We start from the raw sequence: 22,489 nt of genomic DNA on the forward strand, positions 1-22,489 counted from the left end.
GATTCCCCGAATCACCGGCGGCGCTCGCCGGCTCGGGGAGGGCGTTCATGACCAAGCTCGTCATTCTGGCCGGCGGCCTGGGCACGCGCCTGGCCGAAGAGACTGAAGTCCGCCCCAAGCCCATGGTGGAGATCGGGGGCAAGCCGATCCTCTGGCACATCATGAAGCTTTACGCCCAGCACGGCGTGCGCGAGTTCGTGGTGTGCCTTGGCTACAAGGGCTATGTGATCAAGGAATACTTCGCCAACTACTTCCTGCACCAGGCGGACGTGACGATCGACCTGGCCCAGAACAAGCTGACCGTCCACGACGGCCGCGCCGAGGACTGGTGCGTGACCCTGGTCGACACTGGCTCGGCCACCATGACCGGCGGCCGCCTGAAGCGCGTGGCAAAGTACGTCGCTGACGAGACATTCTGCATGACCTATGGCGACGGCGTGGGGGACGTCGACATCACCGCTCTGCTTGCCGCTCACAAGGCCGGCGGCCGGTTGGCGACGGTCACGGCCGTCAAGCCGCCGGGCCGCTTCGGCGCCCTGGACCTCGATCAAGACGGCCGGGGCGATCGGGTCGCTGGCTTTATCGAGAAGCCACGCGGCGACGGTGGCTGGATCAATGGCGGCTTCTTCGTTCTGGAGCCGGGAACGCTGGACTATGTGGACGGCGACGAAACCATCTGGGAACAGCAGCCCCTGCAGGGCCTGGCGCGCGACGGCCAGCTGAACGCCTTCCGCCACGAGGGCTTCTGGCAGCCGATGGACACCGTGCGCGACCGGCTACACCTGGAGGAACTCTGGGCGGGGGATAGGGCTCCGTGGAAGACGTGGTGACCCCCTCGGCGGATTTCTGGCGGGGGCGGCGGGTGCTGCTCACGGGCCACACCGGTTTCAAGGGCGCCTGGCTAACCCTGTGGCTGACTCGGCTGGGCGCAAAGGTGCACGGCCTGTCCCTGGCCCCGCGGACGCAGCGTGACCTGTGGGCGGCGGCCGATCTGGGGCGGTTCGGCTCGACCCGCATCGGCGACGTCCGCGACCCGGTGGCGGTGGGGGCCGCCTTCGACGAGGCCCGGCCGCAGGTGGTGATCCATACGGCCGCCCAGTCCCTGGTCCAGGCCGGCTATGAGGACCCGGTCGCGACCTTCGCAACCAACGTGATGGGCACCGTCAACCTGCTGGAGGCGGCCCGCCGGAGCGACGGCCTGGAGGCCTTCGTCAACATCACCAGCGACAAGGCCTATGAGAACCGCGAGCAGATCTGGGCCTATCGCGAGGACGAGGCGATGGGTGGGGCCGACCCCTACAGCGCCTCCAAGGGCTGCGCTGAACTGGTCGCTTCGGCCTGGCGGCGGTCGTTTTTCAGCGGCGATGGTCCCTCCCTGGCCTCGGCGCGGGCAGGCAATGTGATCGGTGGCGGCGACTGGGCTGCCGACAGGCTGGTGCCCGACTGCGTCCGGGCCTTCGCCGCTGGCCGCGAGGTCCTGATCCGCAATCCGCTGGCGACGCGACCCTGGCAGCACGTGCTGGAGCCGTTGAGCGGCTATCTGGTCCTCGCCCAGGCGTTGGTCGAAAAGCGGGCGGCGGTCGCCGAGGGGTGGAATTTCGGCCCGGCGGACGCCGACGCCTGGACGGTGGGCCAGGTAGCTGACCGCCTCGTTGCCTTGTGGGGCGAGGACGCCCGCTGGGCGCGGGATCCAGCCGGGTGGCCGCACGAGGCCATGCTGCTGCGGGTGGACGCGACCAAGGCGCGAAGCCGCCTGGGCTGGCGGCCGCGCCTGTCGGCCGCCGAGGCGCTGAAATGGTCGGTCGACTGGTACAAGGCCGAGGCTGGCGGCGGGGATGTCGCCGCCTATACCCAGGCTCAGATCGAGGCCTACGAAGCCCTCAGCTGAACGGGGTCTTCCACGCGTCCAGCGGCGGCAGGGCGCGGTCGCGGTCGGATACGACGAAGTCGCTGCCCGGCCAGCTGAAGCCGATGCTGTCGAACCGCACCCCGGTGTCGTGAGCGGGGCTGTGGACGCTGGTGACCGCGTACATCAGGACGGCGTCGTCGCTCAGCGCCAGAAAGCCGTGGGCGCAGCCTCGGGGGATGTAGAGACCGGTCCCGTCCCGTCCGTCCAGTTCGCGGGCCGCGACCCGGCGGAAAGTGGGCGAGCCGGCGCGCAGGTCGAGCGCCACGTCCAGCACGCGGCCCGCAACGCACAGCACCAGCTTGTCGTGGTCATGTGGCGGAATTTGCAGGTGCATCCCGCGGATCACCCCGGCCCACGAACTGGACCAGAACACTTCGGGATAGTCCGTCGCCAGGCCGTGTTCGGCGAAGGTCGGGGCGTGGATGGCCTTCACGAAGCCGCCGCGCGCGTCGTGGGCGCTGAACGGCCGCACGAAGCGGACACCCTCGACCTCGGTGGGCTCAAGCCGCATCGGCCGCCTCTTGCAGCAGGGCCGACAGGCCGGCGTCCAGGCCGATGCGCGGCGACCAGTCCGGCAGGGTCGCGCCGCGCCAGGGTGTCATCACCTCGCGGTCGCGATAGGGCCGCGCGCCCCAATCGACCGGGACGGGGCGGCCGGCCAAGCGCTCGAGCTGCGCGACCAGGTCGCGCAGCGTGATCTCCTCGCCCCGCACGGCAAAGGCGCCGCCCGCCTCGCGCCCCAAGGCGATCCGCACCGCTTCGACCACATCGTCGACATGCACGGGATTGAGGAATTGCCCGCCCGGCGACAGCGACATCGGCTGGCCCGAGCGCGTCGCCGCGACCAGGGCCGAGATCAGCTTGCCCCGCCGGTCGCGGGGGCCATAGGTGTCCGACAGTTTCAGCGTGACGACCTGAAGGCCGCACGCGTCGGCATAGTAGGCGGCCAGATCCTCGAAAGCCTGCTTGGTGGCCGCATAGAGGGAGACGGGGCGATAGGCGTCGGTCTGATAGTGCTGCCAGGCGGTGCCGAAGTTCACCAGCCGGGGAACGCTCTCGCTAGCCAGAGCGTCCAGAAGCTGGAGGCCGAAGCGCAGGTTCGAGTCGACAAGAGCGTCGATGTCTCCAGGGGCGTGGACGGCCGTGAACTTCGAGGCGATATGCACGGCCGCGTCGGGCGCGGCGGTCTGGACCAGGCGATGGAGCCCGTCCGTCGAGCCGTCGTGGACCAGGATCTCGGCGCGCGGATCCAGGTCGGCGGTCGCCGCGCCGGGCCGCAGCACGGCCAAGACCCGATGTCCGTCGTCCAGTAACCCGCGCGCGACATGGCCGCCCACGAAGCCCGAGCCGCCGGTCAGCAGGATGTCACTCACGCCGGGACCTTGGCGTGCTGCGCGACGAAGCTCCTGATCATGTCGGCCATGTAGTCCAGATGGGCGATCGTGAGGCCCGGATAGACTCCGACCCAGAACGTCCGGTCGACCACGATGTCTGCATTAATGGTTCCGCTGGCCAGACGGTGGGGCCGGCCCTTCATGTAGGGCTGGCGCAGCAGGTTGCCGCCAAACAGGAAGCGGGTGGCGACCTGATGGGCGTTAAGGTGGCGGACCAGGGCGTCGCGGGTGAAGGGCGCGTCCTCGCGCAGGGTCAGCAGGAAGCCAAACCACGACGGGTCGCTCCGGGGCGTGGCCTCGGGCAGGATGAAGAACGGCTCGAGGTCGGCCAGCAGGCTCTTCAGATAGGCGAAATTTGTGCGGCGCGTGGCCACGAACTCGTCCAAGCGGTCCATCTGGGCCAGGCCTACCGCCGCCTGCATGTCGGTGATCTTCAGATTGTAGCCCAGGTGCGAGTAGACGTACTTGTGGTCGTAGCCATAGGGCAGGTCGCCCAGCTGCCAGTCGAACCGACGCTTGCAGGTATTGTCCATGCCGGGGTCGCAATAGCAGTCGCGGCCCCAGTCGCGGATGGACTCCATGGCCCGGCGCACCGCCGGGCTGGAGGTGAACACCGCCCCGCCTTCGCCCATGGTGATGTGGTGGGCCGGATAGAAGCTGAGCGTGCCCACATCGCCGAACGTGCCAACCAGCCGGCCGTCATAGGTGGCGCCCAGGGCGTCGCAGCAGTCCTCGACCACCCACAGATCGTATTTCTCGGCCACCCGCATCACCTCGTCGAGGGCGAAGGGGTTACCCAGCGTGTGGGCGACCATGATGGCGCGGGTCCGCTCGCCGACCGCCTGCTCGATCAGGGCCGGATCGATGTTGTAGGTCGGGATGTCGATGTCGATGAAGACCGGCGTCAGGCCGTTCTGCAGGATCGGGTTGATGGTGGTGGGAAAGCCGGTAGTGGCGGTGATCACCTCGTCGCCGGGCTTCAGGGCGCGGTCGCCGTGCATGTGCGAGGTCAGGCCGGTCAGAGCCGTCAAGTTCGCCGACGAACCGGAATTGACCGTCAGCACCCCCTTTTTCATCACCCCCAGATATTCGCCCAGCCGCTGCTCGAAAGCCGCGTTGAAGCGGCCGGTGGTGAGCCAGAAGTCCAAGGCGGAATCCACCAGGCTGGTCATTTCGGGAGCGCCGTACACCTTGCCGGCGACCGGCACGGGGGACTGGCCCGCGACGAAGGGCTTCGTCGCGTGGGCCAGGGAAGCGTACTGGGCCGTGAGCTCGAGGATCTGACGGCGCAGGGCCTCGATGTCTTGAAGGTCGGTCAATGCGTTCTCCGTCGGTGCGGCGGCAGCCTAGGCGGGAATCAAGAGGCGGCAAAGACCACGGCCGGGGCACGCCAGCGACGCCTCGACTCTCCGTGTTTTCTTCTTTAGAACAAAAATGGAACATGGAGCGGGAAATGGCCGGATCGCGCGACGCGCGCATAGCGGCATTGAAGGGCCGGATCGCTGCCTTGGAAGCAGGGACTCGGACTCCGAATCCCGTCCTGGCTTTCGGCGACAGCCGCATCGACGGCTGCTTTCCGTCCGGCGGACTGCCCTCGGGGTGCTGGCACGAGGTGATGGGCGCGGGGCTGGAGGATGAGACTTCCGCAGCGCCCGCCGCCTTCGTCGGCCTGTTGACGAGACCCTTGTTGAAGACCGGGGCGGTGGTGTGGGTGATGCGGCGCGATGACCTGCACGCGCCGGGCTTGGCAGGGCTCGACTTCCCGACCGAGCGGCTGATCCAGGTCAAGGCCCGCGACGAGGCCGAGGTGCTGTCGGTGCTGGAGGATGCTCTTTCCACCGTCGGGGTCGCCGCCGCTATCGGCGAGGCCGAGGCCCCGGAGCTCAAGGCTGGCCGCCGCCTGCAACTGGCCTGCGAGAAGCGCGGCAGTTTCGGTGTGCTGCTGCATCGCCGGCCGTATGGCGCTCCGGTGGGCAGGGCGCGGACGGTGTCGGGCTCGTCGTCCTTCAGCCGTTGGCGCATCGCTGGCGCGCCCAGCCAGCCGCCGCCCGACGTCCCGGGCCTTGGTTCGCCGCGCTGGCGGGTCGAACTTGAACGCTGTCGGGGCGGACGTCCTGGCGCATGGGTTTTGGAGTCTTTGGAGGCCGATCATGGCCCGCATCCTTTCCGTCTGGTGTCCCAACTGGCCGATCACGACTTGGCGGCGGCGGAATCCGAACTCAGGCGGGTGGGGTGAGGGGGCGTTCGCCCTGCTGGCCTCCGAGGGCGGAACCCGCCGCCTCGTCGCTATCGACGAAGCCGCCCAGGCCCTGAATCTACGCCCTGGCCAGAAGGCCGCCGACGCCATGGCGCTCGCGCCCAACCTCGTCACCGCCGACCACGATCCCGAGGCCGACCGCGCGGCGCTGGAGGCCTTAAGCGACTGGTGCGTGCGGTTCTCGCCGGCCGTGGCCATCGATGGCGTCGACGGCCTGTTCCTCGACATCACCGGAACCGACCACCTGTGGGGCGGTGAGGCGGCGATGCTGGCCGACCTGCTGGCGCGGCTCTCGCGCTGGGGCGTGCCGGCTCAGGCGGCGGTCGCCGACACGCCCGGCGCGGCTTGGGCTCTGGCGCGCTTTGGCCAGCCCGGCCAGATCGCGCCGCCGGATGGGCAGCGCGCCCTTCTGGCCGACCTGCCCGTGGCGGCCCTGCGGCTGGACGAAGCGGCGACCGCCCAGTTGCCGCGCCTGGGCCTGTTCCACATCGGCCAGATCCTGGGCCTGCCACGCGCCCAGCTGGCCAAGCGGTTCGGGATGCACCTGACCCTGCGTCTGGATCAGGCCCTGGGCGCGGCGGGCGAGGCCCTGGTGTTCCGGCGTCCGGCCAGTCCGTGGTTCGACCGCCTGGCCTTCGCCGAGCCGATCAGCGCGCCGGACGATCTGGCCCGTGTGGTCGGGGACATTACAGCCCTGATCTGCCGACGGCTGGAGGTTGAGGGGCAGGGCGCGCGGAGGTTGGAGGTCGTGTTCCATCGACTGGACGGCAAGGCCATGCCGGCGCGGGCCGGGCTGGCGCGGCCGGGCCGCGACGCCGCGCGGCTGACCCGGCTGCTGATCCCCAAGCTCGACCGGATCGACCCCGGTTTCGGGATCGAGGTGGTCACTATCTTCGCCGGCGATGTCGAACCCTTGACCGCCGTCCAGGCGCGGCTCGACGCCGAAGCTGGCGCTGGGCTGGACGAGACCCTGGCGCCGCTGGTCGACCGGCTGATCAACCGCCTAGGCGAGGACCGCGTCTGGCGGGCCGATCCGCATGAGAGTCATGTGCCGGAACGCTCTGTGATCCGTCGCGCGCCTCTGGCGTCGCCGTCCGGAAAGTCCTGGGATCCCGAGCGGCCCCGACCCGTGCGGCTGTTCAAGCGGCCCGAGCCGATCACCGCCCTGGCCAAGCTGCCCGACGATCCGCCCGTTCAGTTTCACTGGCGCGGCCGACCCCATCGCGTGCGGCGCGCCGAGGGCCCCGAACGCATAGGCCAGGAATGGTGGCGCGGCGATTTCGACGACACCGGGCCGGGCAAGATTCGCGACTATTACCGCGTGGAAGACGAGGTCGGCGGGCGGTTCTGGATCTTTCGCCAGGGGCTGTTCGGAACGGGCGAGGACCCGAAGTGGTGGATCCATGGTCTGTTTGGATGAGGTCGAAGATCCTCCCCCTGAAAGGGGAGGCGGCGCGAAGCGCCGGAGGGGGAGTAATCCCCAAGGCCGGCTGTTTTCCCCCTCCGTCCGCTGCGCGGACACCTCCCCCTTCAGGGGGAGGACTTGATGACGACCCACGCCTATGCCGAGCTGCAGACCACCAGCAACTTCTCCTTCCTGCGCGGCGCGTCCCACGCCCGCGAGCTGATGCCGACCGCCCAAGGCCTGGGTCTGGCCGCCGTCGGGATCACCGACCGCAACACCCTGTCGGGCGTGGTGCGCGCCTGGACGGCGGCCAAGAAACTGCAGGTGCGCGCCCTGACCGGCTGCCGGCTGGACTTCGCCGACGGGACGCCGAGCCTGCTTTGCTATCCCTCGGACCGCGAAGCCTTCGCCCGACTGACCCGTCTGCTCACGGTCGGCCAGCGGCGCGCCGACAAGGGCGGGTGCGAGCTGCACTGGGAGGACTTTCAGCAGCACGCCGAAGGCCAGATGGCCCTTATCGTGCCGCCCGCCAAGCTTGACGAGGCCTTCACGATCGACCTGACGCGCATGGCCGGCGAACTGCGGGGGCGGGTCTGGCTGGCGGCCAGCCGGGCCTATGCGGCCCGCGACCTGCAACGGCTGGCGCGGCTGGACGAGCTGGCTCGCCAGGCCGGCGCGCCGATGGCGGCGACCAATGACGTGCTCTACCACGCGCCCGAGCGACGGCCGTTGCAGGACGTCATGACCTGCGTGCGCGAGCATTGCACGATCCACGAAGCGGGCTTCCGGCTGGAGGCCAATGCGGAGCGACACCTGAAGACGCCGCAGGAAATGGCCCGCCTGTTCGAACGCTGGCCCCGCGCCGTCGAGCGCACGATGGAGATCGTCTCGCGTATCGGCTTCGATCTGGGCGACCTGAAGGAGGAATATCCCGACGAGCCCGTGCCGCCGGGCAAGACCGCCATACAGCATCTGACCGACCTGACTTGGACGGGGGCCGCCTGGCGGTATCCGAAAGGTGTGCCGGACAAGGTCGCCGCACAGCTGGCTGAAGAGCTGCGGCTGATCCGCAAGATGGACTACCCCAACTATTTCATCACCGTGCACGACATTGTCCACAAGGCGCGGGAGATGGGCATCCTGTGTCAAGGGCGCGGCTCGGCGGCCAATTCCTCGGTCTGTTTCTGTCTGGGCGTGACGGCGATTGATCCCACCGAGCATCGCCTGCTGTTCACCCGCTTCATCTCCGAGAACCGGGGCGAGCCGCCGGATATCGATGTCGATTTCGAACACGAGCGACGCGAGGAGGTGATGCAGTACGTCTATGAGCGCTATGGCCGCGATTACGCCGCCATCTGCGGGACGGTGATCCACTATCGGCCGCGCAGCGCCATCCGCGATGTCGGCAAGGCCCTGGGTCTGACCGAGGACGTCACCAGCCTGCTTGCCGCCACGGTCTGGGGCAGCTGGGGCTCGGGCCTGCCGGAAGAGCATATCCGCAACGCGGGCCTGGACCCCGACGCGCCCGAGATCGCCCGCGCTGTCAGTCTGGCCACCGAACTGCTGGGCTTTCCTCGCCACCTGTCGCAGCACGTCGGGGGCTTCGTCCTGACCAAGCGCCGCCTCGACGAGACCGTGCCGATCGGCAATGCGGCCATGAAGGACCGCACCTTCATCGAGTGGGACAAGGACGACATCGACAGCCTGGGCTTGATGAAGGTCGATATCCTGGCCCTGGGCATGCTGACCGCAATCCAGCGGGGCTTTGGCATGCTGCGCGCCGAACATGGCCTGGAGATCCGCGACCTCGCCGACGTCCCGGTCGAGGAAAAGGGCGTCTATGACATGCTGTCCAAGGCCGATTCCGTCGGGGTCTTCCAGGTTGAGAGCCGAGCGCAGATGTCGATGCTGCCAAGGCTCAAGCCCAACAAGTTCTACGATCTCGTCATCGAGGTAGCGATCGTTCGGCCCGGCCCGATTCAGGGCGACATGGTCCATCCGTATCTGCGGCGTCGCAACGGCCAGGAACCCGTGGAATGGCCCGCGCCGTCGCCGGAGCATGGGCCGCCCGACGAGCTGTTCGGCATTCTGGGCAACACCTTTGGCGTGCCGCTGTTTCAGGAACAGGCCATGAGCCTAGCCATCGAGGCCGCCAAGTTCACCCCCGACGAGGCCGATGGCCTGCGCAAGGCCATGGCCACCTTCAAGAACCTCGGCACGCCGGCCGAATTTCGCGACAAGTTCATCGAGGGCATGACGGGGCGAGGCTACAGGCGCGACTTCGCCGAGCGTTGCTTCAAGCAGATCGAGGGTTTCGGTCACTACGGCTTTCCCGAAAGCCATGCGGCCAGTTTCGCCAAGCTGGTCTATGTCTCGGCCTGGATGAAATGGGCTTGGCCGGATGTCTTCTGCGCGGTGCTGATCAACTCTCAGCCCATGGGGTTCTACCAGCCGGCCCAGCTGGTGCGCGACGCCCGCGAACACGGGGTCGAGGTGCGGCCGCCGGACATGCTGTCCAGCGATTGGGACTGCACGCTGGAAGCGGCAGCGTCGCCGACGGCGCGGATCCGCGGCGACAAGCTGTTCAATCCGGAAACGCGGGCCCGCTGGAAGGCCGTTCGTCTGGGCCTGCGTCAGGTGAAAGGTGTGCGGGAGGTCGAGGCTCGGCTCCTGGCCAAGGCCCGCGACGAAGGCGCTCGCACCCCTGCGGAGTTCGCCCAGGCCGGCGTGCCGCAGCGGGCGCTGGAACTCCTCGCCGAAGCCGACGCCTTCGCCTCCACGGGCCTGAGCCGTCGCGAAGCCCTCTGGGCGGTCAAGGGCGTCAAGGGCGAGAACAAGGCTCCTGTCCAGGCGCCGCTGCTGGCCGGTCTGCCACTGTTCGAAGCGGCGGTCAGCCTGCCGGTCATGGCCTTGCCCCAGGCCGTGGCCGAGGACTATCGCACCACCAGCCTGTCGCTGAAGGCCCATCCCTGCCGCTTCTATCGGCCGCTGCTGGACAGGATGGGCGTAATCGCCGCCGACCAGCTTGCGGGGATCAAGGACGGCACGCGTGTCGCGGTGGCCGGCATCGTGCTGATCCGTCAACGCCCCGGCACCGCCAAGGGGGTGGTGTTCGTCACCCTGGAAGACGAGACGGGCGTCGCCAATGCAGTGGTCTGGAAGGATCGGTTCGAGGCCGACCGCAACACGGTGATGACGGCCTCGTTCCTGGTCGTCCATGGCCGGGTCCAGGCGGCGGAGGGGGTGATCCATGTCGTCGCCGAGCGCTTCACCGACCTGTCGGCGGAACTGGGGCGATTGAAGGAAGACCCAAAGGCTCCCGCGCCGCGGGTCCGCCACAGGACCTCAGGGCGCCTGCAGCGCAGCCGGGACTTTCACTAAAGGATCAGGCGCGGGTGCGGGCCTTGGCCGGCGTGGCGGGCTCGGTCCCGCGAATACGGTCGACCATCGCAAATAGCTGGGTGCGGACGCCAAATTCGTCGCCCGCCATGGCGGTGCTTTCCAAAAGGGTCAGAGTTTCGGGCTCTATGACCGGGCAAGGGGTCAGGGGCGCGGCCTCGATGACGCCGGGCGCCTTGGGCCGGGCGGCCTCGTTGACGTCGACCAGCACCTCGGTGAGCTTCTCGCCTGGGCGAAGGCCGGTGATGCGGATCTCGATGTCGCGATCGGGGACCAGGCCCTGCAGTTCGATCATCCGGCGTGCCAGGTCGATGATCTTCACCGGCTCGCCCATTTCCAGGGTCAGCACCCCGGCTGGAGGCTCCGGCGAGGTGGCCGACAGGGCGACGGCGCGCAGCACCAGTTGTACCGCCTCTGGAATGGTCATGAAGAACCGCTCGACCTCGGCGTCGGTCAGGGTGATCGGGCCGCCGCGGGCGATCTGATGCTGGAACAGCGGCACTACGGAACCGGCCGAGCCCAACACATTGCCAAAGCGCACGATACTGACGCGGGTCTCGTGGCTGGAGCCATACTGGCGGGCCAGGGTCTCGGCGACGCGCTTGGTCGCGCCCATCACGCTGGTGGGGGCCACGGCCTTGTCGGTCGAGATCAGCGCCATGTGCGCAGCGCCGAAGGCCTTGGCGGCCATGGCGACGTTGCGGGTGCCCAGCACATTGGTGCGGGCGCCTTCGCAGGGGTGATTCTCGACCATGGTGACGTGCTTGAGCGCCGCCGCATGGAACACGATCTCGGGCCGCTCGGCGGCGAAGATGCGGTCCAGCCGCGAGGCGTCGCGCACGTCGCACAGGATTTCTCGACGCGGCAGGCGAGGCCAGGCTTCGCCGAGCTCGCGGTCGATGTGGTAGAGGTTGGCTTCCGCAACATCGAGCATGGTCAGCTGGGCGCAGCCGCTGGCCGCGATCTGACGGCAAAGCTCGGAGCCGATGCTGCCGCCAGCGCCCGTGACCAGAACGCGGCGACCCGCGACCAGGGTGCGGACCGGTTCGGGATCGAGACGCACGGGCGGACGGCTGAGCAGTTCCTCGAGGCTGATCTCGCGCAGGGCGACGGCGGTATGGCCCATCTCGACCACGCCATGGCGACGCAGCAGACGCATGCCTTCGCTCTTCAACCTGCCCAGGCGTTCGGCGCCGAAGGCGCTCATCGGGCTGTCGGCCAGGAACAGGATGGCCGCCGGGGCCAGGCCGCCTTCGCGCAGCTGGGCCAGCACTTCGTCGAAGGCCGTGATCGAGCCCAGAACGCAAACGCCGCGCAGTTCGTCACCGGTTTCCTTGTCCAGCGGCGAGACCACGCCGACCGGGGTGTAGCGCTCGCCAAGGCCGGTGGGCGCGCGTAGGAACTCTTCGGCCTCGGCCGCGGCGCCGACGATCAGCAGGCGGGGCTGGGTGGGGTGGGCCGCGGCGGCGCGCAGGCCCAGTATGGATTCGAACAGCACGCGCTCATGCAGACCACGGCGCACAACGCGAAGGCTGGCCAGCAGAAAGACCTGGATCACGAAGGCCCCGATCAGGGCGCGCAGGCCCTCGAACCGGGAGGTGACGAGCCAGAGCAGGGCGGCGAAGACCAAGCAGGTGATGAAGGCTGAGCGTGCAAGGCGCAGGATGTCGCTGGCGGCCACGAAGCGCCACGGCACGCGCTCGACGCGAAGCACAAGTTCGACCAGCAGGGCTGAGGCGGCGAACAGAGCGGCCTGAGGCAGGACGTGCATGTCGATCGTGGTGACACCGGCCAGGACCCTGCCGGCCAGGAAGGCCAGGAAGGCTAGCAGCGTGTGCGCTGCGATCTTTCCGGCACGGCCCATAGACGAAACCTCTACTTCAAACACCCGGCCGAGACCCGGAGTCGAACCGGGCTTAGCACGCCTGATCGCCGCCGTCCTCCCCGTCACCCTCGCGCAAGTGGCAGAACATCGACGATGTCGCCAGAGGATGCGGCGGCCGCGTTGGCAGGGCGCCGAACCAGAGCATCGGCCCGGGAGAAGACGCCGACCAGCGAGGAATCCTGATCGGGGAATGCGGCGACGATCGCTCGCCCCTCGGGATCGATGGACAAGGCTGCCCGCATCCAGTGTTCGCGGGGCCCGTTGGCCGCCAAGGGCGCGGCCAGGCGCGCCGCGATCATCGCCGGCGCGGGGTTGCGTCCGGTCAGGGCGGCTAACAGCGGACGCAGGAAAAGCTCGGCGCAAACCAGGGCGGAGGCGGGGTTGCCCGGTAGGCCCAGCACCCGTCGCCCGCCTTGGTCTTTGGCGTCCAAGGTCCCAAACCAGGTGGGCTTGCCCGGGCGGACGGCGATGGTCTCGACCCGCAGGGACAGGCCAAGGCGCTCCATGGCCGGCTTGACCAGGTCGTGGTCGCCCACCGAGGCGCCGCCGACCGTAACGATCAGGTCAGCCTCGATGCCGGCCACCGAGGCGGCGATGGCCTCGGCATTGTCGGCGGCCGCTGTCAGGCGCATCGCCGAGCCGCTCCAGGTCTCGACCAGCGCGGCCAGGGCTATCGAGCCGGACTCGAAGATCTGGTCGGCAGCGGGCGTCCCGCCGGGCTGAACCAGTTCATCGCCGGTGGCCAGGATGGCGACGCGGGGCCGGCGGGCGACCTCCAGCGTGGCGCGGCCCGCCGCCGCCGCCAGCGACAGCCGCCAGGGATCCAGTCGGACGCCGGGTTCCAGCAGGCGGTCGCCGGAGCGGAAATCACCGCCAGCCGGACGGATATTGGACTTGGGATCGTCGTCGGCGGCGAAGCGTACGGTGTCGCCGTCGCGCTGGGCCTCTTCCTGGATGACGACGAGGTCGGCGCCCCCCGGAACCGGCGCGCCGGTAAAGATGCGGATCGCCTCGCCTTGCCTGACGAGGCCGGAGTAGGCCTTGCCGGCGGCGCTCTCTCCGGCGACACGGAAGACGGCGCCCTCCGTCAGGTCGGCGCGGCGGATGGCCCAGCCGTCCATGGCCGAGGCCGCGAACGGTGGCTGGTCGCGAGTCGCATCGATGGTCTGGGTCAACACCCGCCCCAGAGCCTGCCCGATCGCCACGGTCTCCACACCCAGCAGGGCGGCGTCCGCCAGCATCCGGGCGCGAGCTTCCTCGACAGAGAGATTCTTGAGCGAAGCCTGGGCCATGCCCTAGCCGACGAAAGCCCGTTCGATGACAAAGTCGCCCGGCTCGGCGTTGGAGCCTTCCTTCAGGCCGTGGGCCTCCAGCAGGGCGGCGGTGTCCTTGATCATGGCCATCGAGCCGCACAGCATGGCGCGGTCGTGCTCGGGATCGAACCTGTCGCCTTCCAGACCGAGGTCGCGGAACAGTTGGCCGCTCTCGATCAGGTCGGTAAAGCGGCCCTGACGCTCGAACGGCTCGCGGGTTACGGTGGGATAGTAGACGAGTTGGGCCTTGGCTTCGTCGCCGACCAGCGGATCGTCGTGGATCTCGCTGGTGAACAGGTCGCGATAGGCCAGTTCGGAAACCTCGCGCACGCCGTGGGCGACGATCACCTTCTGGAAGCGACTATAGGCGTCGGGGTCGCGGGCCACGGCCAGCCAGGGGGCGAGGCCGGTGCCTGTGCCGAACAGGAACAGGCGCTTGCCGGGGCGCACGGCGTCCAGAACCAGGGTGCCGGTCGGCTTCTTGCCCAGCAGGACCTGGTCGCCGACCTTGATCTGCTGCAGGCGCGAGGTCAGGGGACCGCCGGGAACCTTGATCGAAAAGAACTCCAGCTCCTCCGCGAAGCTGGGCGAGCCTATGGAATAGGCGCGCAGGATCGGCTTCTTCTCGCCCAGCTCCTCGCGGGGCGGCAGGCCGATCATCACGAACTCGCCCGAGCGGAAGCGGAAGCTGGCCGGTCGGGTGATGGCGAAGCTGAACAGGCGGTCCGTCCAGTGCTTCACCCACAGCACGGTCTCGACGTACTGGGCAGCTTCCTTGATCGGGGCGGGGGGGGCTTGAGCAGCGGGGACTGGAGCGGCCGTCATCGTCAATGTTTCGGTCCTGGGCGCAGACGCGCGAAAAGATAAATCCGGTCTCGTCGCCACGGCCCTGAGGCGACGCTGGTCTCATTTGAGGAGCGGGGCAAAGAAGTCAACTCAGCTCCTCTGACGACGTCTCGGGAAAATCTTTCAGCATGTCGTCAAAACGCGCCGTAACGCTTTTTCAAAACGTGTCAAAAATGTGATTGCCGACCACTCAAACGGAGCGCAAACTTCCTTTGCTTCGTTCGCGGAGCCAACGATACGGAGGAACGTATGCGGGTATGGTTCGTGAGGGCCGCCGCGGCGGCCGGTCTGTTAGCGTTTGGTTTGGCCGGTTGCAGCGATGGCGGCGCGACGACGAAGGTCGCGCAGGCCCAGAAGGTAGTCTTGGAAGCAAAATCTGTCACGGCGTCCGGCTGCGTGCGGCCGGTGGAAACCACGTCGTGCCTGGTGGTTCGCGGTCGTGCGGGCGGATATTACGATATCAGCTCCGCCAGCCCGGCGCCCGATCCCAGCAAGGGTGTGGCTATCTCGCTGCAAGGCAAGGATCTAGGCAGGAACACCGAATGCGGCCGTCAACTGACCGACGTGAAGTGGTCCTATCTGGGCATCCAGTGCGCCGCGCCATCGACCTCGGCCTCGGCCGACAAGACTGACAAGAAGGCGGGCTGACCAAGGCCGCCCTGGAGGCTGTCACGGGCGGCGCGCAAGCGACCGCCCTGATGGTTCAGTTCTCGCCCGAGCCGGGATCTGTGCGGGTCTTGGGCGACTTGGTGCTGTCCTCGCTCCCCTGCGGTTCGGTCGCGGGGCGAGGCGGCTCGCCATCTTCGGCCGGCGCGCGAAGATTCTCGTTCTCCACGGCGCGGTCGGGCGCCCGCTCTGCAGCGTGCATGGCATTGTCGTTAACGGGTTGGATCGAGGCTGACTGGGTCATGCCCGTCTAACGCAATGCGGCCCGCTTCGATCCCGATCTCACGGCCTTTCGCGCGCCGGGAGCGTTCGCTTGACGCCGAACATGGCCATGACGGCTTCGGGCCGCTTGCCCGGCGGAGGCGACCCTGCTAAATGGCGCGGCTCTGGCGATTGGACCCAGCGCGCTGACGGGCCTTGAAGGCCTCCGGCGCGTTGTCCATTTCCAGAGACCGGGACCCGAAAGGGGCCATGGTCTGCAGGAGTGTAGCTCAGCTGGTAGAGCGTCGGTCTCCAAAACCGAAAGTCGTGGGTTCGAGTCCCCCCACTCCTGCCACTATATGTCTTCGACAGGCCCGGTTCCGGCCCTGTCGTTTTGGCTAACCGGGTCGCTTTGCGATCTGGGCGTATTTGAAAGTCGTGAGCCTCAAGAGCATGGCCAGGAAACCGGGTTCGAGCCCGTCCGCGATCAAGAGCCGCGCCGCCCGTACGACGGCTGCGCTCGCGCCCGCCGGTGGGGCTCCCGCTGCGGCGGCGACGCCCAAGAAGAAGCGCACGAACCCCGTGCAGTTCTTCCGCGAAGTGCGCGCCGAAGCCCGCAAGATCACCTGGACCACCCGCAAGGAGACCTGGATCACCTCGGTGATGGTCTTCATGATGGTGGTTCTGGCCGCCCTGTTCTTCTCGGCGGTCGACGGGCTGCTGGGCCTCGGAGCCAAGGCGCTCCTGTCGTTCGCCGCGGGATAAGAAAAGACGATGAACACCGAAACCGCGTCCAACCCGAACCACAAGTGGTACATCGTCCACGCCTACTCGAACTTCGAGAAGAAGGTGGCCGAGAGCATCCGCGAGCAAGCCAAGAGCCAGGGGCTCGAGGACAGCTTCTCCGAAATCCTGGTTCCGACCGAGGACGTCGTCGAGATCCGCCGTGGCCGCAAGGTTAATGCTGAGCGCAAGTTCTTCCCCGGCTATGTGCTGGTGAAGATGAACCTCTCGGACGAAGCCTATCACCTGATCAAGAACACCCCGAAGGTCACCGGCTTCCTCGGCAGCGGCTCCAAGCCGATGCCCGTGTCGGAAAAGGAAGTTCAGCGCATCGTCGGCGCAATCGAAGAGGGCGTCGAGCGTCCCAAGACGGTCGTGTTGTTCGAGATCGGCGAGAACGTCCGCGTCACCGACGGTCCTTTCGCCAGCTTCAACGGCTCGGTCGAGCAGGTCGACGAAGAGCGCTCGCGCCTGCGCGTCACCGTCTCGATCTTCGGCCGCGCCACCCCGGTCGAGCTGGAATATAATCAGGTCGAAAAGATCAGCTGATCCGGCCTTACGGTCGGTCTTAGCTTTCGAAAACCCCGCGCCGTAAACGGCGCGGGGTTTTTTGCAATCGGGCGTCGGTCACTTCCGCGCCGCGCGGCGTTCTCCCCGGAAGGGGAAATTGGAAAATAATGTTCGCCCCGATCCCAAAGCACATTCAAACGCCCGAGAAACATGATTAAGGTGGAGCTTGTCTGGGTTGTGACAAGCCCGCTCACACGTTTTGATCACTCCGAGTATCGGCCAGTATGCATCTAGCGCTTGTGGCGGCTCGTCGCCGCATTTCATGGTTTCGCGCCCTGGCGCCACGGATCCTCCGGCGGGTGCGCGCCTTGCTTCGCGCTCCGACCAGCCCGGCGCCGGCGCCGGAGCCGGCTCCAGTGCCGGTCGAAGAGGTCGCCCCCCGGGCTTTCCTGTCGCTCGACTATTCCGGCGAACCGACCGCCGGTCTGATCCGTATCTTCATAACCGCCTTCGCCCCCGAGCCCATGCTGGCGACCCTGGTCTTGAGCGCGCGCGATCAGACGCTCCATAAGGCCGACATCGCCCTCGCGCCCCAGAAGCAAACGCGCTGGCTGGCGCTGCATGGCCACCTGCTGGGCGATGGCGTCCATGAGATCCGGGTCGAGCTACTCGATTCCGAAGGTGGGCTCCTGGCGCAGGGCGTTGCCTCCATCTTCGCCCGAAATCGCGGGGCCCTGGCGCAGCGCGTGACGGAAAGCCTGACACGGCAAGGTGCGCCTATCGTCATCGATCAATGCGGCAGTGAGCTTTACGACTACGCGGATCGTCAGGTGACGCCTTGGTTCGACCGCGACGCCGAGGCCGCGGCGGCTCATATCGCCGCCCTGGTCCAGGACGGGACCATCGACTCCGCCGAGGCCGCCATCTTCGAGCATTTCGTCGATCATGGCTTCCTTGTCGTGGAGGATCTGCTCGGCCCTGACGAGCTGGAGGCCCTGAACCTGGCCGTCGAGGATGCGGTCGCCAAGGGGCTCGAGGGCTATGAATGGGGATCGAGCCAGCGGCTGCACAATCTGCATGAGCGCTATCCGGCCGTTCGCAAGCTCTGGCTCCATCCCAAGGTGACGCGCCTTCTGGACCTGATCTTCGACGCGCCCGCCCGGCCCTGCCAGTCGCTGACCTACGTGTTCGGATCACAGCAGGACCACCACCAGGACACGATCCACCTGACGCCGTTTCCGGCGGGCTACATGTGCGGCGTGTGGACAGCGCTTGAGGACGTCCAGCCTTCATCGGGCGAACTGGTGGTGTATCCAGGCACCCATCGCCTCCCGCGTATCTATCGCCAGACGGTCGATCTGCCGCCCGTCGTGGATGGTGACTGGACAAGCTTTGGCGACAAGGTGGTGACGCGCTGGAAGCAGATGCTCGACGACTTGGCGGTCGCGCCCCAAGTCTATCAACCCAAGGCGGGCACCGTGCTGATCTGGCATGAGAATTTGATGCATGCGGGATCTGTCCGCGAGGACCTGACCAAGTCGCGCAAGTCGATCGTCTGTCACTACTTCGCGGAGGGGGTCGTGGGCTACTACGACTCCAGCGCCACGCCCGGCGCCATGCATCTGGATGCGCGAGGCTAGCGACCCGGAGGTGAGGGTCTCAGGTAGCCCGCCGCTCGCTAAGGGCGGCGCTAAGGGCGATCAGGCGCTGTTCCCGGCGCTGGTAGACTTCCGCCAAGGCCTCGGGCGACGCTCGCGCCGCCGCCTCCCGCACCAGCAGCCACCGCGCCTGATCCCGGCCCAGCTCCAGCCGAGCCGCGCCCGCGTCTATGGCGTCGATATAGGCCCGCGAGAGGCGCTGCTCAGCCAGGGCCAAGATGGGATCGACGCACGCCATTTCCGCCGCCAGGGTCGCGGGTTCCTTGCAGGCAGGCGCGGCGACAGGAGGCGGTTGGAAACTGGCCGATACGACCTTCACCGCGTTGACGACAGGCGGGGCGACTGGCGCCTGTTCGGTCATTGCGAGGGTAAGCGTCGTGGCCTGATCCTCTGTCGACGAAGCGGCCGGCTCTGCGTCAGTCGTCCCGATCAGGACGATGCTAAGCCCTTCGGTCGGCCGGGACACGTGCGGCATGGGCCTCAGTTCGGCCTCTGGTGACAGGGTTGGCGTTGGCATAAGTCCCCCCAGATGCGCGCCCCCCAGCGCAGACATCACGGCCCCCAGAACTATCATCAAGGGCCGGCCGCGCCGGCGCGCCGGCGCCGGCTCTGGAGCGTATCGTCTTTGCGCCCAGGTCTCCTGACGCGCTGGGCTGAAATACACCATAGCCGTAGTCCAAAAAACGCCGGATCTTTGCTGCGGACCCACTTCATTGTTGATGCATATGTATCCATTCGGATGAATGGGACTTGAACAAGCAAGCTTTGCTTTATCATAAAGTAAAACTGAAGCATTATGGATTTGCAGTCTAGGTTATGGCGTGGTTTTAGACATCAAGCTTGACTTGAGTGGGTGTGGATTGCTTTCGCGTTCGTTGAACGGGTCGCCCTGCCAACCGGCGCCACGCCGCCGACCACCGCGCCCGCGCTGGACACTCTCCGCCCCAACTGCTAGACGCCACGGCTCGCCCCAGGACTCCGTCCCGGGGCGTGTTCGTAGTTATGGCGAATTCAAATCCGTGGAAGGGACGCCAAGCCCGCACCACGGCCAACCATTAAAGGCCGTTAGCTCGGCTTTCTTGAGAGGATACAATGGCTAAAAAGATCCTGGGCTATATCAAGCTCCAGGTGAAGGCTGGCTCGGCCACGCCTTCGCCCCCCATCGGTCCCGCACTGGGCCAGCGCGGCGTCAACATCATGGGCTTCTGTAAGGAGTTCAACGCACGCACTGAGAACGTCGAAAAGGGCACGCCCCTGCCGACCGTGATCACGGTGTACCAAGACAAGTCGTTCACCTTCATCACCAAGACGCCCCCGGCGACGCACTACCTCAAGCAGATCACCGGCCTGAAGTCCGGCGCGAAGCTGACCGGTCGCGAGACCGTAGGCGAAGTGACCCGCGCCCAACTGCGCGAGATAGCCGAAAAGAAGATGAAGGACCTGAACGCCAACGACATCGAGGCCGCGGCCAAGATCATCGAAGGATCCGCCAAGGCCATGGGCCTGAAGATCGTGGAGGCCTAAGTCATGGCTAAGCAAGCAAAGCGCGTCCAGGCGTGGACCGGCGACCGTGAAGCCACCTACACCGCTTCGGAAGCCATCGCTCTCGTGAAGGCCAACGCCAAGGCCAAGTTCGACGAGTCCATCGAGATCTCGGTGAACCTCGGCGTCGATCCGCGCCACGCCGACCAACAGGTCCGCGGCGTTGTGAACCTGCCGTCCGGCACCGGCCGCGACGTTCGCGTCGCCGTCTTCGCCAAGGACGCCAAGGCCGCTGAAGCCATCGCGGCCGGCGCCGAGCATGTCGGGGCCGAAGACCTCCTGGAAAAGATCCAGGGCGGCTTCATGGACTTCGACCGCGTCATCGCGACCCCGGACATGATGGCCCTGGTGGGCCGTCTGGGTAAGGTGCTGGGCCCGCGCGGCCTGATGCCTAACCCGAAGGTCGGCACCGTGACCCCGAACGTCGGCCAAGCCGTGAAGGACGCCAAGGGCGGCGCCGTCGAGTTCCGCGTCGAAAAGGCCGGTATCATCCACGCCGGCATCGGCAAGGTCTCGTTCACTGACGAAGCCCTGCTGATCAACGTCAAGGCGATGATCGACGCGCTGAACAAGTCCAAGCCCTCGGGCGCCAAGGGCATCTATGTGAAGCGTATCGGCCTGTCCTCGACGATGGGTCCGGGCTTCAAGATCGACACCTCGTCGATCGCCTAAGCCTTCGAGCTTTTGAGTATCGGCCACCTAGGCCACCGGAACGGGCGCTGGAGCGATCCAGCGCCCGTTTTTCGTTTGGGGCGCGGCGTTGTGAGGTCGGCTAGCCGATGTTATGTTTTGGCTAGACGAGGTTTTCGATGCCCTTCCACGTTCGCGATCCCGAAGCCGACGCTATGCTGCGGTCCTATGCCGAGGAAAAGCGCGTCGGCATCACCGACGCCATCAAGCTGGCCGTGACCCGCGCGCGGGAAGCAGATGCGGCGGCGCGAACGGAGAAGCTGGCGAAGATGCGAGCCATATCCGCTCGGATCGCAGCCCTGCCGGATACTGGCCTGAAGGCCGACAAGGCGTTTTTCGATGAAATGTACGACGACTAGATGTTCGTAGACGCCTCGGCATTGTGCGCGATCCTGCTTGGCGAAGCCGAGGGGGCGGCCTTTGAACAGAGTATCGCCATGGCAGCCGGCCCGATGACCTCGGGAATTGCGATCTGGGAGACTGTAAGGAGTCTCGTGAGAGCTAAAGCTTTGAAAGTCGCCGAAGCTGAGGCCGAGGTATTGACCTATGTTGCTGCCGCCGAGGTGACGGTCTTCGACATCGGACTTCGCGAGGCGAGCATAGCGCTGGATGCGTTCTCCCGATTTGGAAAGGGTCGCCACCCCGCCAAGCTTAACATGGGCGAGTGCTTCGCTTATGCCTGCGCCAAAGCCAACGGCGTGCCATTGCTCTTCAAGGGCGATGATTTCCCCCTAACCGATATCGAGCCCGCTTGAACAACGCCGCCGCCCTCGACGTCGCCGTGATCGGCGGCGGGCCGGCGGGGCTGATTGCCGCCGAGGTGCTGAGCGCGGCCGGACGGTCGGTGAGCGTGTTCGAGAAGATGCCGACCTTCGGGCGCAAGTTCCTGATGGCCGGTCGAGGGGGGCTGAACCTCACCCATTCCGAAGACTTCGAAAGGTTCGCGGGGCGCTATGGCGCGGCGAGCCTGGCTCTGAGGCCGATGCTGGAGGCGTTCACACCGGCCGATCTGGTCGCCTGGGCGCAGGGCTTGGGGCAGGAGACCTTTGTCGGCGCCAGCGGCCGGGTGTTTCCCAAGGCGATGAAGGCTTCGCCCTTGCTACGCGCTTGGCTGGCGCGGCTGGAGCGGCAGGGCGTCATCCTGCGGACGCGGGCCGAATGGCTAGGCTGGGCCGATGGCGGCGGGTTGGCGTTTCAGACTCCCGACGGTGTCGAGACCGTGCAGCCTCGCGCGACAATCCTCACCCTGGGCGGCGCCAGTTGGGCCAAGCTCGGCTCGGACGGGACTTGGACCTCGCTGCTCGCCGGCAAAGCTGACCTCGCGCCGTTTCGCCCCGCCAACTGCGGCTTTGACGTCGCTTGGAGCGCTCTGTTTTGCGAGCGCTTCGCGGGCGAGCCGCTGAAGAATGTCGCCTTGCGTCTGGGCGATGTGACGGCGCGGGGCGATGCGACGATCGCCGGTTACGGCCTGGAGGGCGGGGCCGTTTATGCCCTTGGCGCCGCGCCGCGCGAGGCCATCGAGGCCGAGCGGCGGGCGGTGATCGAGATCGACCTGCGGCCGGACCTGTCGGTCGAAACCTTGGCGGCGCGGCTATCGCGGCCGCGCGCGGGTCAGTCTCTGGCCAATTTCCTGCGCAAGGCCGCGCACCTGTCGCCTGTCGAGGTCAATCTGCTGCGCGAGGCCCATGGCCTGGACCTGCCCCCCGAACCCGCGGCGCTGGCGGCGGCGATCAAGGCCGCGCCGATTGCGCTGACGGGCGTCCAGCCGCTAGACCGGGCGATCTCATCGGCGGGCGGACTGACGCTGGACTCGCTCGATGGGCTGGAGCTGAAGGCCGCGCCCGGCGTGTTCGTGGCTGGCGAGATGCTGGACTGGGAAGCTCCCACCGGCGGCTATCTGCTGCACGCCTGTTTCGCCACGGGGGTGGCGGCGGCGCGGCAGGCGCTGAAGCGGCTGGATTAGGGACGTTCTCCCAACCTTGCCAATAGCTTGCCAGCACGGTTAAACCTGCTATCGCGGCGCGTGGGGCG

The 22,489-nt window shown here is 67.2% G+C and carries 22 protein-coding genes and 1 tRNA gene; 15 read left to right on the forward strand and 8 right to left on the reverse strand.

Going from position 1 to position 22,489, the window contains the following annotated elements; genetic code table 11:
* The first annotated feature begins 47 nt into the window (after nucleotides 1-47).
* Both rfbF and rfbG read left to right on the forward strand, forming a co-directional pair.
* A complete protein-coding gene (gene rfbF / locus ACP69S_RS03590; protein ID WP_425994918.1) occupies nucleotides 48-830 on the forward strand; it encodes a glucose-1-phosphate cytidylyltransferase in 783 nt (260 codons plus the stop codon).
* Nucleotides 815-1,888, forward strand: coding sequence for a CDP-glucose 4,6-dehydratase (rfbG, locus tag ACP69S_RS03595; protein WP_425994920.1), 1,074 nt, complete (start codon nucleotides 815-817; stop codon nucleotides 1,886-1,888). Before rfbF ends, rfbG begins: the two co-directional genes overlap by 16 nt.
* Here the strand turns inward: rfbG and ACP69S_RS03600 are convergent.
* The 3 genes from ACP69S_RS03600 to rfbH are packed head-to-tail and all read right to left on the reverse strand — an operon-like array spanning nucleotide 1,881 to nucleotide 4,622.
* The gene (locus tag ACP69S_RS03600; protein WP_425994922.1) at nucleotides 1,881-2,420 is read right to left on the reverse strand and encodes a dTDP-4-dehydrorhamnose 3,5-epimerase family protein; all 540 of its coding nucleotides are present in this window, start codon (nucleotides 2,418-2,420) and stop codon (nucleotides 1,881-1,883) included. The two genes, rfbG and ACP69S_RS03600, sit on opposite strands and share 8 nt — an antisense overlap.
* Entirely contained in the window at nucleotides 2,410-3,282 is an 873-nt protein-coding gene (locus tag ACP69S_RS03605; RefSeq protein ID WP_425994924.1) for an NAD-dependent epimerase/dehydratase family protein, read from the reverse strand. The genes ACP69S_RS03600 and ACP69S_RS03605 overlap by 11 nt, the downstream gene beginning before the upstream one ends.
* Complete coding sequence (gene rfbH, locus ACP69S_RS03610; RefSeq protein WP_425994926.1) at nucleotides 3,279-4,622, reverse strand: lipopolysaccharide biosynthesis protein RfbH; 1,344 nt, start codon at nucleotides 4,620-4,622, stop codon at nucleotides 3,279-3,281. The genes ACP69S_RS03605 and rfbH overlap by 4 nt, the downstream gene beginning before the upstream one ends.
* A gap of 122 nt (nucleotides 4,623-4,744) precedes the next feature.
* Between rfbH and ACP69S_RS03615 the strand changes: the two genes are divergently transcribed.
* The 3 genes from ACP69S_RS03615 to ACP69S_RS03625 all read left to right on the forward strand — a co-directional run bounded on the left by ACP69S_RS03615 (nucleotide 4,745) and on the right by ACP69S_RS03625 (nucleotide 10,346).
* On the forward strand, nucleotides 4,745-5,539 hold the full coding sequence (locus ACP69S_RS03615; RefSeq protein ID WP_425994928.1) for an ImuA family protein: 795 nt from the start codon (nucleotides 4,745-4,747) through the stop codon (nucleotides 5,537-5,539).
* Nucleotides 5,454-6,980, forward strand: a complete 1,527-nt coding sequence (locus ACP69S_RS03620; RefSeq protein ID WP_425994930.1) for a Y-family DNA polymerase — start codon at nucleotides 5,454-5,456, stop codon at nucleotides 6,978-6,980. The genes ACP69S_RS03615 and ACP69S_RS03620 overlap by 86 nt, the downstream gene beginning before the upstream one ends.
* Nucleotides 6,981-7,106: 126 nt before the next feature.
* The gene (locus ACP69S_RS03625) at nucleotides 7,107-10,346 is read left to right on the forward strand and encodes an error-prone DNA polymerase (RefSeq protein WP_425994932.1); all 3,240 of its coding nucleotides are present in this window, start codon (nucleotides 7,107-7,109) and stop codon (nucleotides 10,344-10,346) included.
* Nucleotides 10,347-10,350: 4 nt separating this feature from the next.
* Here ACP69S_RS03625 and ACP69S_RS03630 read toward each other — a convergent pair whose 3' ends face one another.
* The 3 genes from ACP69S_RS03630 to ACP69S_RS03640 form a co-directional block, all read right to left on the reverse strand.
* Nucleotides 10,351-12,228 (reverse strand): polysaccharide biosynthesis protein, encoded by a 1,878-nt coding sequence (locus tag ACP69S_RS03630; protein WP_425994934.1) that lies wholly within the window; start codon nucleotides 12,226-12,228, stop codon nucleotides 10,351-10,353.
* Nucleotides 12,229-12,311: 83 nt separating this feature from the next.
* Nucleotides 12,312-13,541, reverse strand: coding sequence for a gephyrin-like molybdotransferase Glp (gene glp, locus ACP69S_RS03635; RefSeq protein WP_425994936.1), 1,230 nt, complete (start codon nucleotides 13,539-13,541; stop codon nucleotides 12,312-12,314).
* A gap of 3 nt (nucleotides 13,542-13,544) precedes the next feature.
* Nucleotides 13,545-14,387: a ferredoxin--NADP reductase gene (locus ACP69S_RS03640; protein ID WP_425994938.1), complete on the reverse strand. Its 843-nt coding sequence runs from the start codon at nucleotides 14,385-14,387 to the stop codon at nucleotides 13,545-13,547.
* A gap of 270 nt (nucleotides 14,388-14,657) precedes the next feature.
* Between ACP69S_RS03640 and ACP69S_RS03645 the strand changes: the two genes are divergently transcribed.
* Nucleotides 14,658-15,056, forward strand: coding sequence for a hypothetical protein (locus tag ACP69S_RS03645; protein WP_425994940.1), 399 nt, complete (start codon nucleotides 14,658-14,660; stop codon nucleotides 15,054-15,056).
* A gap of 55 nt (nucleotides 15,057-15,111) precedes the next feature.
* Here ACP69S_RS03645 and ACP69S_RS03650 read toward each other — a convergent pair whose 3' ends face one another.
* Nucleotides 15,112-15,318, reverse strand: coding sequence for a hypothetical protein (locus ACP69S_RS03650; RefSeq protein ID WP_425994942.1), 207 nt, complete (start codon nucleotides 15,316-15,318; stop codon nucleotides 15,112-15,114).
* Nucleotides 15,319-15,554: 236 nt separating this feature from the next.
* Here ACP69S_RS03650 and ACP69S_RS03655 point away from each other — a divergent pair.
* From ACP69S_RS03655 to ACP69S_RS03670, 4 genes are all read left to right on the forward strand, one after another.
* Nucleotides 15,555-15,630 (forward strand) — tRNA-Trp (locus ACP69S_RS03655).
* 98 nt (nucleotides 15,631-15,728) lie between these two features.
* A complete protein-coding gene (secE, locus tag ACP69S_RS03660) occupies nucleotides 15,729-16,040 on the forward strand; it encodes a preprotein translocase subunit SecE (protein ID WP_425994944.1) in 312 nt (103 codons plus the stop codon).
* A gap of 9 nt (nucleotides 16,041-16,049) precedes the next feature.
* Complete coding sequence (nusG, locus tag ACP69S_RS03665) at nucleotides 16,050-16,607, forward strand: transcription termination/antitermination protein NusG (RefSeq protein ID WP_425994945.1); 558 nt, start codon at nucleotides 16,050-16,052, stop codon at nucleotides 16,605-16,607.
* Nucleotides 16,608-16,927: 320 nt separating this feature from the next.
* Nucleotides 16,928-18,208: a phytanoyl-CoA dioxygenase family protein gene (locus tag ACP69S_RS03670; RefSeq protein ID WP_425994947.1), complete on the forward strand. Its 1,281-nt coding sequence runs from the start codon at nucleotides 16,928-16,930 to the stop codon at nucleotides 18,206-18,208.
* A 19-nt stretch (nucleotides 18,209-18,227) separates the two neighbouring features.
* On the opposite strand, the gene ACP69S_RS03675 is transcribed toward ACP69S_RS03670, so the two are convergent.
* Entirely contained in the window at nucleotides 18,228-18,701 is a 474-nt protein-coding gene (locus ACP69S_RS03675; protein WP_425994949.1) for a hypothetical protein, read from the reverse strand.
* Nucleotides 18,702-19,318: 617 nt separating this feature from the next.
* Here ACP69S_RS03675 and rplK point away from each other — a divergent pair.
* The 5 genes from rplK to ACP69S_RS03700 all read left to right on the forward strand — a co-directional run bounded on the left by rplK (nucleotide 19,319) and on the right by ACP69S_RS03700 (nucleotide 22,421).
* Nucleotides 19,319-19,750 carry a 50S ribosomal protein L11 gene (gene rplK, locus ACP69S_RS03680; RefSeq protein WP_425994951.1) on the forward strand — a complete coding sequence of 144 codons (432 nt, stop codon included), beginning with the start codon at nucleotides 19,319-19,321 and terminating at the stop codon, nucleotides 19,748-19,750.
* Nucleotides 19,751-19,753: 3 nt separating this feature from the next.
* Complete coding sequence (rplA, locus tag ACP69S_RS03685; protein ID WP_425994953.1) at nucleotides 19,754-20,440, forward strand: 50S ribosomal protein L1; 687 nt, start codon at nucleotides 19,754-19,756, stop codon at nucleotides 20,438-20,440.
* A 137-nt stretch (nucleotides 20,441-20,577) separates the two neighbouring features.
* Nucleotides 20,578-20,817 (forward strand): type II toxin-antitoxin system VapB family antitoxin, encoded by a 240-nt coding sequence (locus ACP69S_RS03690; RefSeq protein ID WP_425994955.1) that lies wholly within the window; start codon nucleotides 20,578-20,580, stop codon nucleotides 20,815-20,817.
* Entirely contained in the window at nucleotides 20,818-21,213 is a 396-nt protein-coding gene (locus tag ACP69S_RS03695; RefSeq protein WP_425994957.1) for a type II toxin-antitoxin system VapC family toxin, read from the forward strand.
* On the forward strand, nucleotides 21,210-22,421 hold the full coding sequence (locus ACP69S_RS03700; RefSeq protein WP_425994959.1) for a TIGR03862 family flavoprotein: 1,212 nt from the start codon (nucleotides 21,210-21,212) through the stop codon (nucleotides 22,419-22,421). Before ACP69S_RS03695 ends, ACP69S_RS03700 begins: the two co-directional genes overlap by 4 nt.
* The last annotated feature ends 68 nt before the right edge of the window (nucleotides 22,422-22,489 follow it).

It is taken from the genome of Caulobacter sp. DWR1-3-2b1 (genome assembly GCF_049895765.1).
In the GTDB taxonomy this organism is placed as follows: domain Bacteria; phylum Pseudomonadota; class Alphaproteobacteria; order Caulobacterales; family Caulobacteraceae; genus Caulobacter.